Origin of the sequence: Ramlibacter sp., from assembly GCA_019635435.1 — a bacterium.
In the GTDB taxonomy this organism is placed as follows: domain Bacteria; phylum Pseudomonadota; class Gammaproteobacteria; order Burkholderiales; family Burkholderiaceae_C; genus JAHBZM01.
In genome coordinates this window covers 1539442-1555125 of record JAHBZM010000001.1, presented here as the reverse complement: position 1 = coordinate 1555125, position 15684 = coordinate 1539442, and the positions used below count along the sequence as shown (strand labels likewise).

At 64.7% G+C, this 15684-nt stretch carries 18 protein-coding genes and 1 pseudogene; 2 read left to right on the top strand and 17 right to left on the bottom strand.

All coding sequences use genetic code 11. The features are described 5' to 3' along the window. Nucleotides 1–46: 46 nt before the first annotated feature. From KF796_07470 to rodA, 9 genes are all read right to left on the bottom strand, one after another. Nucleotides 47–358: a hypothetical protein gene (locus KF796_07470; GenBank protein MBX3586467.1), complete on the bottom strand. Its 312-nt coding sequence runs from the start codon at nt 356–358 to the stop codon at nt 47–49. A gap of 87 nt (nt 359–445) precedes the next feature. Then, on the bottom strand, nt 446–1576 hold the full coding sequence (locus KF796_07465) for a 3-deoxy-7-phosphoheptulonate synthase (GenBank protein MBX3586466.1): 1131 nt from the start codon (nt 1574–1576) through the stop codon (nt 446–448). A gap of 241 nt (nt 1577–1817) precedes the next feature. After that, the gene (locus KF796_07460) at nt 1818–2375 is read right to left on the bottom strand and encodes a hypothetical protein (protein MBX3586465.1); all 558 of its coding nucleotides are present in this window, start codon (nt 2373–2375) and stop codon (nt 1818–1820) included. Between the two features lie 31 nt (nt 2376–2406). Then, entirely contained in the window at nt 2407–3867 is a 1461-nt protein-coding gene (tldD, locus tag KF796_07455; protein MBX3586464.1) for a metalloprotease TldD, read from the bottom strand. A 53-nt stretch (nt 3868–3920) separates the two neighbouring features. Beyond that, nucleotides 3921–4349: a two pore domain potassium channel family protein gene (locus tag KF796_07450; protein MBX3586463.1), complete on the bottom strand. Its 429-nt coding sequence runs from the start codon at nt 4347–4349 to the stop codon at nt 3921–3923. Nucleotides 4350–4377: 28 nt separating this feature from the next. Further along, nucleotides 4378–6441: a protein kinase gene (locus tag KF796_07445; GenBank protein ID MBX3586462.1), complete on the bottom strand. Its 2064-nt coding sequence runs from the start codon at nt 6439–6441 to the stop codon at nt 4378–4380. A 24-nt stretch (nt 6442–6465) separates the two neighbouring features. Continuing rightward, nucleotides 6466–7173: a PAS domain S-box protein gene (locus tag KF796_07440; protein ID MBX3586461.1), complete on the bottom strand. Its 708-nt coding sequence runs from the start codon at nt 7171–7173 to the stop codon at nt 6466–6468. Between the two features lie 21 nt (nt 7174–7194). After that, entirely contained in the window at nt 7195–8070 is an 876-nt protein-coding gene (locus tag KF796_07435; protein MBX3586460.1) for an NAD(P)-dependent oxidoreductase, read from the bottom strand. Nucleotides 8071–8083: 13 nt separating this feature from the next. After that, the gene (gene rodA, locus KF796_07430; GenBank protein MBX3586459.1) at nt 8084–9241 is read right to left on the bottom strand and encodes a rod shape-determining protein RodA; all 1158 of its coding nucleotides are present in this window, start codon (nt 9239–9241) and stop codon (nt 8084–8086) included. A gap of 61 nt (nt 9242–9302) precedes the next feature. On the opposite strand from rodA, the gene KF796_07425 reads away from it, so the two are divergent. Further along, nucleotides 9303–9908, top strand: coding sequence for an esterase (locus tag KF796_07425; GenBank protein ID MBX3586458.1), 606 nt, complete (start codon nt 9303–9305; stop codon nt 9906–9908). Here KF796_07425 and KF796_07420 read toward each other — a convergent pair. From KF796_07420 to KF796_07395, 6 genes are all read right to left on the bottom strand, one after another. Continuing rightward, nucleotides 9883–10344 carry a GNAT family N-acetyltransferase gene (locus tag KF796_07420; GenBank protein ID MBX3586457.1) on the bottom strand — a complete coding sequence of 154 codons (462 nt, stop codon included), beginning with the start codon at nt 10342–10344 and terminating at the stop codon, nt 9883–9885. The two genes, KF796_07425 and KF796_07420, sit on opposite strands and share 26 nt — an antisense overlap. Nucleotides 10345–10367: 23 nt before the next feature. Next, on the bottom strand, nt 10368–10799 hold the full coding sequence (locus KF796_07415; GenBank protein MBX3586456.1) for a GNAT family N-acetyltransferase: 432 nt from the start codon (nt 10797–10799) through the stop codon (nt 10368–10370). Between the two features lie 600 nt (nt 10800–11399). Then, a complete protein-coding gene (locus KF796_07410) occupies nt 11400–11927 on the bottom strand; it encodes a hypothetical protein (protein MBX3586455.1) in 528 nt (175 codons plus the stop codon). 84 nt (nt 11928–12011) lie between these two features. Continuing rightward, nucleotides 12012–12479 carry a GNAT family N-acetyltransferase gene (locus tag KF796_07405; protein MBX3586454.1) on the bottom strand — a complete coding sequence of 156 codons (468 nt, stop codon included), beginning with the start codon at nt 12477–12479 and terminating at the stop codon, nt 12012–12014. A 73-nt stretch (nt 12480–12552) separates the two neighbouring features. Beyond that, the gene (locus KF796_07400; protein MBX3586453.1) at nt 12553–13236 is read right to left on the bottom strand and encodes a hypothetical protein; all 684 of its coding nucleotides are present in this window, start codon (nt 13234–13236) and stop codon (nt 12553–12555) included. 22 nt (nt 13237–13258) lie between these two features. After that, on the bottom strand, nt 13259–13801 hold the full coding sequence (locus tag KF796_07395) for a hypothetical protein (protein ID MBX3586452.1): 543 nt from the start codon (nt 13799–13801) through the stop codon (nt 13259–13261). 34 nt (nt 13802–13835) lie between these two features. Here KF796_07395 and KF796_07390 point away from each other — a divergent pair. Then, nucleotides 13836–14029: pseudogene (locus KF796_07390) on the top strand (transposase). 393 nt (nt 14030–14422) lie between these two features. Here the strand turns inward: KF796_07390 and KF796_07385 are convergent. Together KF796_07385 and KF796_07380 are read right to left on the bottom strand one after the other, a co-directional pair. Then, a complete protein-coding gene (locus KF796_07385; protein ID MBX3586451.1) occupies nt 14423–14719 on the bottom strand; it encodes a hypothetical protein in 297 nt (98 codons plus the stop codon). 565 nt (nt 14720–15284) lie between these two features. Continuing rightward, nucleotides 15285–15680, bottom strand: a complete 396-nt coding sequence (locus KF796_07380; protein MBX3586450.1) for a hypothetical protein — start codon at nt 15678–15680, stop codon at nt 15285–15287. Between the last annotated feature and the right edge of the window lie 4 nt (nt 15681–15684).

Sequence of the window (15684 nt, the reverse complement as noted above, 5' to 3'; positions counted from 1 at the left end):
GCGCAGTGGCCGCCCCGCCTGGACTCCAGGCACTTTTGGCTTGAAATCAGAAGGAAATGGCCATCTCGCGCACGTCCACGTGCACCACGGGCTTGGCCAGCGCGGCGCTGGCGGCGCGGGCAAAGGCGCCACCCCATTGCGGCTCGGCAAACTGGGCTCCGCCGGCCGCCTGCGCCACGCACAGCACCTTGTCGGCGATCAGCACCTTGCCCGTGGGGCGCAGCGGCTCGCAGCCCAGGCGGGTGAACTGCTCGTCCAGCCACCAGCGCGCCACGTCATGGGGCATGGGCTGCACTTCATCCAGATCGAAGCGGAGCTCGGCTCCATCGGCGAGTTTGACGGTGACTTCACTGCGCATGTCGGCCTCCAGACCTGCAAGCTTGCCGCGAGCCGGCGCGCGCCGCAACCCCGTCAAACCCGCAGCGCCCGCCGCGGGCCCGGGCACCTACTTGCGCGCGCGGCGGGCCTTGACGGCGTCCGACAGCACGTCCAGCACCTGCAGCGAGTCGCCCCAGCCAATGCAGGCGTCGGTGATGCTCTTGCCGTACTCCAGCGCGCCGGCCTCGTCCTTGCCGGGCGTGAACTTCTGGGCGCCCGGCATGAGGTGGCTCTCCACCATCAGGCCGAACACCTGGTGCGAGCCACTGGCCACCTGGGCCGCGATGTCGCGCGCCACCTCGATCTGCTTTTCATGCTGCTTGCTGCTGTTGGCGTGGCTGCAGTCCACCATCAGCGTGGCCGGCAGTTTCGCGGCCTCAAGCTCCTTGCAGGCCGCGGCCACGCTGGCGGCGTCGTAGTTGGGCGCCTTGCCGCCGCGCAGGATCACGTGGCAGTCCTTGTTGCCGCTGGTCTGCACCACCGCCACCTGGCCGTTCTTGTGCACCGACAGGAAGTGGTGGCCGCGCGCGGCGGCCTGGATCGCGTCGGTGGCGATCTTGATGTTGCCGTCGGTGCCGTTCTTGAAGCCGATGGGCGCCGAGATGCCCGAGGCCAGCTCGCGGTGCACCTGGCTCTCGGTGGTGCGCGCGCCAATTGCGCCCCAGCTGATCAGGTCGCCGATGTACTGGGGCGAGATCACGTCCAGGAACTCGCTGCCCGCGGGCAGGCCCAGCCGGTTGATCTCGATCAGCAGCTGGCGCGCAATGCGCAGGCCCTCGTCGATGCGGAAGCTCTCGTCCAGGTAGGGGTCGTTGATCAGCCCCTTCCAGCCCACGGTGGTGCGCGGCTTCTCGAAATACACGCGCATCACGATCTCCAGCGTGCCGCTGTGCTTGGCGCGGGCCTCCTTGAGGCGGCGGGCGTAGTCCAGCGCGGCGGCCGGGTCGTGGATCGAGCAGGGGCCGATCACCACCAGCAGCCGGTCGTCCTTGGCCGCCATGATGTTGTGGATGTTCTTGCGCGTTTCGGTGATCAGCGATTCAACGGCGGTGCCGCGGATCGGGAAGAAGCGGATCAGGTGTTCAGGAGGGGGCAGCACGGTAATGTCCTTGATGCGTTCGTCGTCGGTCTGGCTGGTTTTGTCGACGGGGTTCGCATACCAGGCATCGGTGCCGGGGGCGGTGGCTTTGGCGTTCATCGGTTCACTCCTGTGCTGTCGTGGTTTTGATTGGAAATCGGGCATAAAAAAACCGCCGGGGGTCCGGCGGTTTTTTGGGAGATTCTGTGGCGCTGTTACTTGCAGGCTCGCTCAGATCTCTCAACCGCCGGGGCGTTGGAGAACCAAAAATAGCCAAAAAAGTAAAAACGGACTGCGTGATGCATGAGGCGAAATGTAGCACAACAGTCCTCACAGGCCATGCCGGCCTGTGGCGCGGACGTCACAGCCTGAGTTTTTGCCACCAGGCCAGGGCCCGCTCCACGCGCGGTTCCTCCAGCGCGGCCATGGCCGATTCCTCGGGCGTGGCGCGGGCCGCGAGCTGCTCGTACATGTCCAGCATCAGCATGCCCTCGCCCAGGGTGCGCCAGGCCACCAGCTCGAAGTCCTCGGCCGACAGGCCCAGCGTCTCGCTGTGCGAATCGCCCTCCAGCAGCCACTGGCCGATCAGCACGCGGAAGTTGTTGAGCGTGGTGAGGTAAGAGGCGTATTCATACAACCCACGCCAGGCCGGCCCGAGCGCGATGATCAGCGCGCGGTGGTTGCGCAGCACCGTGAGCAGGTCCATCAGCAGGGGGGCCGTGGCATCGCGCTCGCGGGTCAGGCGCAGACTGGCGACGATGGCCTCCACATGCGTGGCCAGCGTGCCCATGCTCTCGCTGACCTCGCGGCAGTCTTCGTCGGCAACCGAGCCGCGCAGGAACTCGCCCAGCTCGCCGAAACTGTGGATGCTCGGCAGGTGGGTGCTGGGATCGATCGGCAGGCGGGACGAGATGCTCATCGAAAAACCAGGTTCCGTGGCCACCCGGGATTCAGGCCGTGCCGCCCACAGTCAGGCCATCGATGCGCAGGGTCGGCTGGCCCACGCCCACGGGCACGCTCTGGCCTTCCTTGCCGCAGGTGCCCACGCCGCTGTCCAGCGACATGTCGTTGCCGATCAGGGTCACGCGGGTCAGTGCGTCGGGGCCATTGCCCACGATGGTGGCGCCCTTGACCGGGTACTGGATCTTGCCGTTCTCGACCCAGAAGGCCTCGCTGGCCGAGAACACGAACTTGCCGCTGGTGATGTCCACCTGGCCGCCGCCGAAGTTGGTCGCGTACAGGCCCTTCTTGATGCTGGCCACGATCTCCTGGGGGTCCTTGTCGCCACCGAGCATGTAGGTGTTGGTCATGCGCGGCATGGGAATGTGGGCATAGCTCTCGCGCCGGCCATTGCCGGTGGGCTTGACGCCCATCAGGCGCGCGTTCATCGAGTCCTGGATGTAGCCGCGCAGGATGCCGTCCTCGATCAGCACGTTGCGCTGGCTGGTGTTGCCCTCGTCGTCCACGTTGAGCGAGCCGCGGCGGTCGGCAATGGTGCCATCGTCCAGCACCGTGACGCCCTTGGCCGCCACGCGCTTGCCGATGCGGCCAGCGAACGCGCTGGAGCCCTTGCGGTTGAAATCGCCCTCCAGCCCGTGGCCAATGGCCTCGTGCAGCAGGATGCCGGGCCAGCCCGGGCCCAGCACCACGGTCATTTCACCGGCCGGCGCGGGGCGCGACTCGAGGTTGGTCAGGGCCGCATTGACCGCGTCGTTCACGAACTCGTTGATGCGCGCATCGTCGAAATAGGCCAGGCCAAAGCGGCCGCCGCCACCGCCCGAGCCCATCTCGCGCCGGCCACTCTGCTCGGCAATGACCGTGACCGACAGCCGCACCAGCGGCCGCACGTCGGCGGCCAGCGTGCCGTCGGCGCGCGCCACCATGACCACGTCGTATTCGCTGGCCAGGCCCGCCATGACCTGGGCCACGCGCGGGTCGCGGGCCCGCGCGAGCTGTTCCACGCGCTCGAGCAGTTGCACCTTGGCCGTGCTGTCCAGGGAGGCAATCGGGTCCAGGCCGTTGTACAGCGATCGGCTGCCCGCTACCTTTTTGGTAGCAACCTTGGCCCGCCCCGTGCGGGCTGCCGCCGAAATGGACCGAACGGTGCGGGCCGCGTCGAGCAGCGAGGCCTCCGAGATGTCGTCGGAATAGGCAAAGGCTGTTTTCTCGCCGCTGACCGCGCGCACGCCCACGCCCTGGTCGATGCTGAAGGAGCCGGTCTTGACGATGCCCTCTTCCAGGCTCCAGCCCTCGTTGCGCGTGTACTGGAAGTACAGGTCGGCGTCGTCCACGCGGTGCGCGGTGATTTCGGCCAGCGCGCGGCTCAGGTGGGACTCGTCCAGCCCGAACGGCTCCAGCAGCAGGCGTTGGGCAATGGCGAGGCGTTCAAGGGTGGGTTCACGGGAGATCATCGGGGGATTTTAGGCCGAGGCCGATCTCCACGCGGCCGCCAAGGTGGCAGCCCTCAGGAGCGCTGGGTCCAGAACCGCTCCATGGCGATGTAGGTGTAGGAGGCCGACCAGCCGATCAGCAGCAGCCCGTTGAGCGCTTCCACCCCCGCCAGCAGGCGCACCGGCCCCACGGGTGTGAGGTCGCCAAACCCCAGCGAGGTGTAGGTTTCGGCCGAGAAATACAGGCAATTGATGAACGAAAAGCCCGCCGAACCCGTGAGCGCGCCAGCGCCCAGAAAGCGCACCAGGGCGTAGATGGCCATGCCGTAGACGGCCATCTCGATCGCGTGGGCCACAAAGGTGACGAAGATCACCACCAGCACCTTGGTGCGGTTGGGGATGCGCAACGCCGGCAAACCGGCATTCAGCAGGCGCAGGGTTTCGTAATGCAGCGTGGCGGTCAGCGCAATCAGCAGCAAACAGGCGGTGACGACGATCAGCATGGGGCACGCCAAGGCAACCGGCCCGGCGTCAGGCGGGCGCCCCCGCCAGGCCGTCCAGGTCGGCCAGCAGGGCCTGGGCCGACACGTAGCGCTCCTCGGGCTTCTTGGCGGTGAGCTTGTTGACGATGGCCTGCAGCCGCGCATGGTGCGCGGGCAGCGCGGGCGTGGGCGCGTGCAGGTGGTGGGCCAGCAGCTGCTCCAGCGTTTCGGCGGCGAAGGGGCGCCGCCCGGCCAGCATCTCGAACATCATGATGCCCAGGCTGTACAGGTCGCTTTGCGGCGTGATGGGGCGGCCCGTGGCCTGCTCGGGGCTGAGGTAATACGGCGTGCCCACCACATCGCCGTGGCGGGTCTGGGCCATCGCCATGTTCTCGGCCTTGAGCATGGACTTGGCGATGCCGAAGTCGGCCAGCGCCACCGAGCCATCGGCGTGCAGCATGATGTTCTCGGGCTTGAGGTCGCGGTGGATCACGCCCCGCCCGTGGATCACGGACAGCGCCTGGGCCACCTGGCCGATGATGCGGCACACCTGCGCCTGGTCCATGCCGGCCGTGAAGGCCGAGCGCAGGTCGCCGCGCTCGAAGTACTCCATGGCGATGTAGGCATGGTCGTCGGTGAAGCCCTGGTCGTAGATCTTGATGACGTGCGGGTGGTCGATCTGCGACAGCAGCGCATATTCCTGGATGAAGCGCGACAGGTGCACGCTGGCTTCCTGGCCGCCGGCGTCCAGCACCTTGAGCACCACGGGCAGGCCGTCGAACTCGCGCACGGCCAGGTAGACCTGGGTCATGCCGCCCACGCCGATCTTGCGCGTGATGCGGTAGCCCTTGAGCCGCAGCGGTGCCTCGCCGGCCTCGAAAGACAGGTCCTTCATGGCGGAGAGCTTGGAGGTCAGCGCGCCCTTGACGGCACGCGCCGTGATCTCGGAATTGATCTGGACCGCCGCGCGGACCTCGGCGGCGCGCTCGGTCAGCGTGGCCATGCCATGGACCTTGTCGTCCATGTTGGTCACCAGGCCTGTGATCTCGGCCACGTCCACATAAACGTTCTTGCCGCGCACCGCCAGCGAGGTCATGCCCCCGGTCTGCACGCCCTCGCCGGCGCGCTGCAGCACGCCGGCGCTGGCCACCACGGTCCAGCCCAGTTCCTTGCTCGAGGCCTCCAGTCGCGCGGCGGTGTTGACGGTGTCGCCGATCGGCGTGATTTCCTTGTTCTGGATGGTGCCCAGCCGGCACAGCGTGACCTCGCCCGCGTGCAGGCCCACGCCAATGGCAAACGGCGGCAGGCCGCGGTCGGCAAAGCGGTGGCTGAGCCAGCTGCGGAACTCGTGGGTGGCCAGTGCCATGGCCAGAGCGGCCGACACGGCCCGGCGTGCCGCCGCGATCGGCGAGCTGGTCTGGGTCTCGGAAAACACCGCCATCAGGCCGTCGCCGATGAACTTGAGGTGGCGCCCGCCGTTCTTGAGCACGGGCTCGCAGGTGCGCTCGAAGTACACCGTGAGCAGCTCGGCCACCTCGCTTGAATTGAGCCGCTCGGCCAGCGAGGTGAAGTTGCGGATGTCCGAGAACAGCACGGTGGCGTCGATCACCTGGTCGGGCACGGCGCCGCTGGGCATCTCCAGGCCGAATTTCTCGGTGGCCGCGCCACCCAGGCTCTCGGCAAAGGCCTGGCGCAGGTGCTCCTCGTGCGTGGTCACGGCGGTCTGCACCGTCTCGGCCACGCGCTGGCGCTTGGCCAGCAGGCCTTGCAGGGCCTCGAGCAGTTCCACGCGCGTGAAGGGCTTGGCCAGGTAATCGTCGGCGCCGCCGGTCATGCCGCGACGCATGCTGGCGCGGTCGTCCAGCGCGGTCAGCAGCATCACGGGCAGGGCCGCCAGCACCTTGTCGGCGCGGATGGCCTCGAGCAGCGCAAAGCCGTCCATCTCGGGCATGCTCACGTCGGAAATCACCACATCGGTGGCCACCTGTCGCAGCCGCTCCAGCGCCTGCCGGCCATTGGGGGCCGAAACAATGTCAAAACCCTCGAGCTTGAGCAACCGCGTGATGTTGTTGCGGATGGCGTCGTCGTCTTCAACGATCAGGATGGTGGTCATGGGTGGCGGCTTTGGTGCTGCAGTTTACCCAGCGGCTGGCGGCGGGGGCGGCGGGCGCACCGCCGTGCTCAGGTGTTGCTTGAGTTTTTCCTCATCGGCGTCGCGCAGGCGCAGCAGATCGTCCAGCAGGTGCTGCAGGCGCCCCGAGGCGCCGACCAGTTCGCCCAGAATGTTGCGCTGTTCCTCGGGCCCGATCTGGCCGCCATAGTGCGACAGTAGCTCGGCCGACGAGAGGATGGCCGCCAGCGGCGTGCGGAACTCGTGCGAGGCCATGGCCACCAGCCGGCTCTTGAGCTCGCCCAGCTCGCGCTCGCGCGCCAGCGTGGCCTTGAGCTGCTCATCCAGCAGCCGGCGCTGCGTGGTCTCGCGCAGGTAGAACAGGTTGGCCGGCGCGCCCTCCCACTCCACCACCACGCCGGCAATCTCGACCCACCAGACCGTGCCATCGGGCCGCTGGAAGCGCGCCTCGAAGGCCGGCACCGCCTCGCCGCGCGAGCGGCGGTCGCGCTGGGCCGCGACGAAGACGCGGTCGTCGGGGTGCACGTACTCGATCATCGGCCGCACCCCCACATCGGCCGCCGTGGCGCCCAGCAGACCCAGGCAGCAGGCGTTGGCAAAGCGGATGTGGCCGCCCTGCCCCACGCAGATGCCCTCGGCCGCGTGCTCGACCATGGTGCGGTAGCGTGCCAGGTCGGCGGCCAGCGCTTCGGGGGCAGAAGGCGGCAGGCTCATGGCGTGGCGAAAAAGGAGCGCTCAGCCCTGGCGGCTCAGCAGCGGGAAGATGGCACCGTCGTCCAGCCCGGCCAGCCCTTCGGCATGGGCGCGGGCAAAGGTGTCACGGGCGGCCGCGCCAAGCGGCCCGGCAAAGCCGGCGGCCTGGGCCGCCTCCATGGCCAGCCGGGTGTCTTTCTCGAGCAGCGTGACATGGGCACGGGGCGCGTAGTCGCCCGCGATGGCACGGCGCAACCGGTCGGAGCCGATCCAGCTCTGGCCGCTGGACTGCTCGATCACGTCCAGCGTGGCGCCCAGGTCCAGCCCCAGGCGCTGGGCCAGCGCCATGACCTCGGCAGCGCCCACCAGGTTGATCCCGGCCAGCAGGTTGTTGACCAGCTTGGTGCGGGCGCCGTCGCCCGGCCGCTCGCTGATCCGGAAAACCTTGCTGGACAGCGCCTGGAACAGCGCCGCGTGCCGCTCGAACACGGGAGCGGCGCAGGCCACCATGAGGCTCATGGTGCCGTCGCGCGCCCGCGCCGGGCCGCCGGACATGGGCGCGTCCACGGTGGCAATGCCCAGCGTGCCCAGCCGCTGCGCGAACGATTCCACGTCTTGCGGCGCGATGGTCGGGCACAGCACCACGGTGTGGCCGCGCGGCACGGCGGGCGCCAGGCCTTGCGGGCCAAACAGCACGTCGTCGGTCTGTGCCGCGTCCACCACACAGACCACGGTTGCTACGGTATTCATAGCAGCCAGTGCCGGACTGGCCTGGACTACAGCCCCTTTTGACTCCAAAACGGTGGTCTGGGCGGGGTTGATGTCGTGGATCTGCACCGCATGGCCCAGATCGAGCAGGCGGGCGGCCATGCCGCCGCCCATGTTGCCGGTGCCAATGATGGAAATGATCCCGGGCATCAAGTCAGGCGCCTCAGGACTGCACGAGGCGCCGCGTCTTGGCGATGGACATCAGGATGCCCAGCCCGGCCCCCAGCGTGACCATGGCCGTGCCGCCGTAGCTGATGAAGGGCAGCGGCACGCCCACCACCGGCAGGATGCCGCTGACCATGCCCATGTTGACGAAGGCGTAGGTGAAGAAGATCAGCGTCACCGCGCCCGCCAGCAGGCGCGAGAACAGCGTGGACGCCTCCAGCGCAATGGCCAGCCCGCGCAGGATCAGGAAGATGAAGCCCGCGATCAGCAGCAGGTTGCCCAGCAGGCCGAACTCCTCGGAGAAGGCCGCGAAGATGAAGTCGGTGGTGCGCTCGGGGATGAACTCCAGGTGGGTCTGCGTGCCCTGCATGAAGCCCTTGCCAAACAGCCCGCCCGAGCCGATGGCGATCATGCCCTGGATGATGTGAAAACCCTTGCCCAGCGGGTCGCGCGTGGGGTCCAGCAGGGTGCAGATGCGCTGCTGCTGGTAGTCGTGCAGCACCGGCCAGCGCACGCCGTCGGCGCACAGGCGCGGCTCGAACACCACCAGCAGCAGCATGCCGATCAGGGCCAGCAGGACCGGCGGCAGGATCAGCTTCCAGCTCAGGCCCGCAAAGTAGATCACCGACAGGCCCGCGGCCAGCACCAGCAGGGAGGTGCCCAGGTCGGGCTGCTTCATGATCAGGCCCACCGGGGCCAGCAGCAGCAGGCCGGCCACGCAGAAATCGAGCGGGCGCAGCTGGCCCTCGCGCTTCTGGAACCACCAGGCCAGCATCAGCGGCATGGCGATCTTGAGGATTTCGCTGGGCTGGATCACGGTCACGCCCACATTGAGCCAGCGCGTGGCGCCCTTGCGCGTGATGCCGAACACCGCCACCGCCACCAGCAGGGCCACCCCGAACACATACAGGGGCACGGCAAAGCTCATGAGCCGCTGGGGCGGCACCTGGGCCACCAGGAACATGATGGTGCCCGCGATCAGCATGTTGCGGCCATGGTCGACAAAGCGCGAGCCATGGTCGTAGCCCGACGAATACATGGTCAGCAGGCCGGCGCAGGCCAGCAGGAACACCCCGAAGGCCAGCGGCCCGTCAAAACCCCGCAGCAGGGGCGCGGCGCGGTGCCAGAGCGAGGGCTTGTCGAATACGGCGGACATGGCGCCATTATCGATCGATCAGGCGATGGGCCTGAACAGGGGCCACCCTATCATGGCGCCCATGCCCACCACCCACCTGCTCTACCTGCACGGCTTCCGCTCGTCGCCGCAGTCCATGAAATCCCGCAAGGTCGCGGCCCGTGTCGCGGCCCGGCACCCGGGCGTGACCTGGTGGTGCCCGCAGCTGCCGCCCTCGCCGCGCGAGGCCATGGCACTGGTGCTGGACGGCACGGCCCACTGGCCGGCCGACCGGATGGCGGTGGTCGGCTCGTCGCTTGGCGGTTTTTATGCCACGGCCGTGGCCGAGGCCCGTGGCTGCAAGGCCGTGCTGCTCAACCCGGCCGTGGACCCGGCGCGCGACCTGGCCAAATACATTGGCGAGCAGACCACCTGGCACAACCCCGAGGAGCACTTCTTTTTTGAGCCGGCTTTTGTGGAAGAACTGCGCGCCCTGGCCAGCGGCCCCGTGGCCGACCCGGCGCGCTACCTGGCCGTGATTGCCAAGGGCGACGAGGTGCTGGACTGGCGCGAAATGACCGGCCGCTACCCCGGCGCCCGCATCAAGCTGCTGGCAGGCTCAGACCACGCGCTGAGCGACTTTGACGAACATGTGGACGATGTCTTTGACTTTCTAAACTTGGTCAGACCCGCAGACGCTGCGTCATGAACACGCTGTTGGGGTCGTCTGCATAGCTGCCAAACGGGCCGCAGCGGGTGAAGCCAGCGCTTTCGTACAAGGCCCATGCCGGGCTAAAAGCGGGCTGGGAACCGGTTTCCAGGCTCAGGCGCTCGTAGCCGCGCGCCCTGGCCACCTCCACGATGTGGGCGAGCAACAGGCGCCCGGCGCCCCGGCGGCGCTGGGCGTTGGGCGTGCGCATGGACTTGAGCTCGCCATGCAGCGGGTCCAGCTCTTTCAGAGCACCGCAGCCCATGAGCACCGGCCCTTCCCAGGCCGACCAGAAGGTGATGCCCGGCTGGCGCAACTTGTCCAGGTCCAGCGCATGCACGCTCTCGGGCGGTGACAGCTCATACATGCTGGTCAAATGCTCGTTGAGCAGGGCGTGAATGGCTGGGCGCGAAAGGTCGTCGAGTTCGATGTGCATGGTCGGGCAATGCCTGGTTGTGGTCAGGTCTCGCTGAGGTAGCCCCGCTCCAGCTGCTGTTGCTGATTGTCGAAGATGGCCATGGCCGTCTTCATGCGCAGGAAGCCGAAGCGGCGGTAAAACGGCTCCTTGCCCGGCACCGCGTAAAGAATGATCTTGCGGTGCCCCCGGGACGCCTCCACAAGGTGGCTCACGATCTGCCTGCCCAGGCCCGTGCCCTGATGGCTGGGCAGGACCGCAATGTCGCAAATGTAGGCACAGTCGCCGCCATCGGCCAGCGCCCGGCCCGCCCCAACCAGATGCGGCCCGTCATAAACCAAGCACCGGAACATGCTGTTGGAAAACACTGTCTGCAGGTGCTGCGGCTTCTTGTCGCCCAGCGGCGCAGCGCGGTACAGGGCCGAGAGCTCGGCCCAGTCCACGGTGTCCAGGGAATGCTTCCAGATCAACGCCAAGAGCCACTCCTTTCAATCTGGGAAACAGCGGATGAGCGGGCCGACAGGCTGATCGCCAACCGGAACAAACTTGCGCTTGAACTCAAGGCTGTCCTGCTTGATTTTCGCTGCCCTGAATGTCTTTGCCGTTGCCTCTCTCGTTAGGTAAGAGTGTCAACGAAACTGGGGCAAGCTCCGGCTCCGTGTTGGCCGACTTGTTATCCATGATGATCCTCTGAGTATTTAGCCTGGAGCTTCCGAAATTCGCGCCACCCCTTGAGACGGAAGAAGGCCCCAATGGCAAGAGCCACTACGGCGGCGACCAGAAAAACAAGAAAGCCTACCCAATTGAACTCCACTAGCCAGTGCGTTCGGTAAGTCTCCAGCCCCCGGCCCGCCCGAACCTTCTCGATTGCAAGTAGCACCATTAATGCGATGCCGCCGAGCCCAGCGATGCTCGCACTCCACACTCCCGCGATCACGAGGCGAGAAGGTCGAGATGAAGTGGCCCGGACGTTCTTCATGAATAACGTCAGAAATCACCGGCGCACAAGTCAGATGCGACCGAAGGGAGCGGACGCACTTTTGCGTCCGCGTGGATTGACCTCTTAAGCCGAAATCTCACTTGAGCTCTTTCACCCGCGGGAACACTCCCACATACCCACCATCGCCGATCCTAGAGCAGGAAGAAACGTGAGCTCGCAGCTTTTGCGCTTGCTCTGACTCCACAATTGTTGGCCAGCTCCAAAACGACTTGGACTTCCACCCCGCGCTAAAACTTCCGATGAGAATACCGCGATCTCCAGAGCGATCCATCAGGGACACACAGTTCGGGGCGTTCCTTCCCATGGGGTAGTAGGACACTACAGAACCAAAACGCTGGACAGGAAACTCAGACTGGAGTTCTTTAAAAAGGTAGCTCCTTGAACTTACTACAACCTTCCCCTTCTCAGGATCGAGAGTCACCGTTCGACGACTCCACACGAACGCCAACCAGCCTAAGACCGCGTAGAGAATTAAGGAGAGCACCAGGGCGATCACGACGCTCACGAAGGGGATCGCAAAGAAGAATACGAAGGCTGCCGGAAGCAGCGCAACAAGCATGTCTTTCGCGAGGAACGTTCGTTCGCAGATCACGACGACAGCCATTCGGTTTAGCGTAGAGCTGGCCGGCGCTGTGCGGCTTTACCGCACAGCGTCCAGTGAAAGAAGCGAATGGGGTTGAGCGCCGGGTTAGCCATAGCGCGCCACCATGGTTTGATAGTGCATGCCATTAAACGTCTTCGGTGGCTCAGTGGCCGTAAAACCAAGGCTTTCATACACCGGAACCGCAAATAGAGATGAGCGAACTGTAAGCAAATTTCCCGGCGCACCTCTGCCTAAAGCGGCATGCCATAGCTGTTTGCCAATGCCGATTTTTTGATACGCATGATGAACAAAAAAATATTTCACGTGACTCTTTTCTCCAATAGCAAGAACACCAGCAAGTGATTTTTCTTGCGCAGCCACCAGCCAAACCATTTGTTCAGATTTGAGTAGGTTTGCTATCTGACTGGGCTGTACGCTTTCTCTATACCAGTCGGGGCATGGTTGTTCGGGTGTAAAGCAGCACGTGACCGAGGTTAAGTAAATTAACTCAGCAATATCGGAAACATCAGCTTCCAGTGCCTGGCGTATTTTGGGGATATTCTTAATGGCCAACGTTTGACATGAAGGGCAGCTTGGGGCAAGCGAAGCTTGCCGGAAGACGTCCCCCCGATGGAAAGGTTAGACGTCATTTTGTTCCCGCCGCAACAACTGCCTGAAGAAGCTCAGTTGCCCGCTTGATGACTGGCGCAGCCAAGGGCTCTTGCTGCATGAGTGCCATCGGTCCCTCGCCAAAGTAGAGGCCATCTGAGACAAGGAAGGTCATGCGGATGTTGCCTTGAGCCGGCGGCGCGCGCCGCGGGCCCTTCCAGGGCCCGATCTTGGCAACTACCGGCTTCGCCGCCGTGAACAGACCGGCGACAAGTAGCTGGAAGGAGGGAACACCTTCCGCCACGACAAGCTTTCCTGACTGGTTGACATAACGAACGCCTCCTTCCGAGTAGGCCGCCAAGGTATCAAGGCCGCCGCTCAACGGGACTTCGACGATGACACCGAGCAACTCCTTCTGGGGTACAGCCCTTCCGGACGTGCGCAGACGCTGGAAGGCCAAGTAGCGCACGCGCCCCTCCTGGTTCGGGTCAGCCGCCAGTGCTTCTAAAGCGGAAACGTTGATTGGATTTGAAGCAAGGACGAGTTGCCACGCACTAGGCCGCTCGCCCGACTTCGCCTCGAAGCCTGATGGGTCGTCGCAGAACAGCAGGTTGTAGATCGCGTTCGCCGCATCTGACTTGTATGGGTCGTAGGGCGGAGTAGCGGTGGCACCGGCCGTGGAGGCGAGGATGCCGAAGGTAGCGAGTAGTTTGCGAAGCATGTGTGACGCACAACGTTTGAACTCAGCGGGCGCCGGAGGCGCTCCGCTGCAATGGTGGCTTAGCCGCCACGGAGACTTGACCAGGTTGCGATGCCAGCAGCACGGCAGCGACCTTGCGCGTTGGTTCTGCAGTGACTACGCCAGACACCATAACCTGAACCCTACCCGAGCCAAGCGGCTTGAGGCTAGCACTCAGCGAAGCAACATTGTTTCCGAAGGGCAACTGCGGTTCCACAGCAGAAATAACCTTCGACTCCTCATCTGCGGAAGAAGGATCTTGCAGCCATTCGACCAGCACCCGAGACGTAACGTGCTCGTACCCAGCATTGACGACCACTACTCGGTAGACGCCACGCTTGCCTTCGGCCTGCCAATAGCCCCCAGAGGCAACACTTTGAACAGAAGCCGGGACAACGCTGTCGGCCAAGCATCCCATTGCAGCAAATAGCATGACGAACGCGGTAGCTGATATTTTCATGGCGGCTAACGAATGAAAGGGACTTCCCCGTCCCGAACTGGCCGCGTATTGCGGCAACCGGCAACAAAGTGCCACGATGGGAAGCACGAACTTTTCATCAACTCACTCAGAAGGGAAGTCCATGGCTATTGTCACCGTTGGAATCGATCTGGCAAAGAACGTCTGCGCCTTGCATGGCGTGGACGCCACAGGCAAGGCTGCCCTGGTGCGGCCCAGCGTGCCACGCGCCAAACTGTTGGAACTGATGGCGGCGCTGCCGCCCTGCCTATCGGCATGGAGGCGTGCTCGGGAGCCCATCACTGGGCGCGTCTGTTCGCAGTCCACGGACAGCTGGCGCTGATGTGCAGAGGTTGGATCTGCGCGCGGTATTCCTGGTCAATTCAAGGAGGCGCCCACGGTGTCCTCGGCTAACGATTGAGGCCCCCGCGCGCGCCTTTCATCAGGGTCCGTATCACTTGAATCGCTGCACCAATGACCGTTTGCAATTTCGCTGTCCGCATCCTTTACCACTCAGTCTGCGCGTGTCGACCCATCAGTGAGTTCCATACAGCGCGACCCGGATTCACCGGGAAGGAGAAGCTTTGCTTGACAGGTGGGGAAGCCCTTGTAGTAGAAGTGACCGCCATGCCGCGGCAAGGTGCCGCGGCGTGCAATTTCCAGAGGCGCTGCGTAGCCCATTGCCGCAGCCCGTCCGTATCGACTGCCATGTTAGACAGCACGGCGTCCCCGCGTTCTGGTGGCCCACTCTTGCTCGAAGCGTAGCCACACCCGTTCGAACTCCGACGGGTCAACAGCAGCACCCCAGCCATTCGGTGCGCCTCCAAGATCAGTGAAGATGCCGGTGTTGTCTCCAAGAGGCGATGCTGCAATGGGCTGGCCAGAGGCATCGAAGGCCAGCTCCCGGCAAACATTGTTGTTTTCGTCCAGCTCGAGCCACCAGTTCTCAACGCGCGCGTAGGCGGAGTCGAAGTCAGGATTCGCTCGCGCCAGAATTCGGCGGAGCATTCTTACGGCGAGGTTGGGCCGAGACCAGGGACCAGGGACCAGAGTGGAATGTCAAGCAGCGCATTGCTGGGAGTGTCGTCTAACGTCGGAGTTGACCGGCGCGCTTCGCCGGAGCATGTCCGCGTCGAAGAACCTGCTAGGAACCATGCCTGCTCCCGTCCATGATGAGAGCGCAAACCCACAGGAGCACAAGCATCCATCCCACCCGCCATATGGGAAGCGCACCGCGCGAGCGGCGGCGATGAGCGGCCCATGCGAGAACTACGAGATTCAAAACCAAAGAGCCCACGACGATCGGTAGGGCACTGAAGCCCCAGCCGAGGGCATAGGGCCACGCCGCTCCTGGGATGTCCGCAAGCTCTGAGGGTACCCACCACATGGATGCCACCGCAAGGAACGCGGCCGCCAATGCAATGTTCAGCGCGAACCAGATGAGAGTATTCCGAGTCTTCGCTTCCATCGAGGCGCACGGTCCAAGCATGGTTTCTAACGTCGAAGCTGCCCGGCACGCAGCAAGCGCCGCGCAGCGGCATTATGCTGCTTCGTGTCCGTGCCGAGCGAAATGTTAAACATCACGCCCGCCGGGAGGCACGACCTTAGCGATGAGCCCAAGGAAGATTGAAGCGACGCCTGCCACGACTCCAGTTCCCATAGTTACCTTGAACAGGAGGAGTGGAAAGTAGAGGTAGGCCGTGAAACTTGTTACGGCAACACACAAACAAAGAATGGCTGCGCGCAATAGGAACAATTCGCGCCGGGTGCCCGGCGGCTCGTAGTCTCGGTTCACCGAGGACACGAACGAACCGACGAAAATTGCAAAGAGAGCTATGGCCGCGCCGACCAAAGAGCCAATCCAGGAAAACGCCGGTGCATCGGCATCGGCCAGAGAGGGAAACTTTGCCGCGAGCAATGCGCAAACACCAGAAATCAAGACCGCTTGGACGAGTGAGCCGCGCTTCATAGTG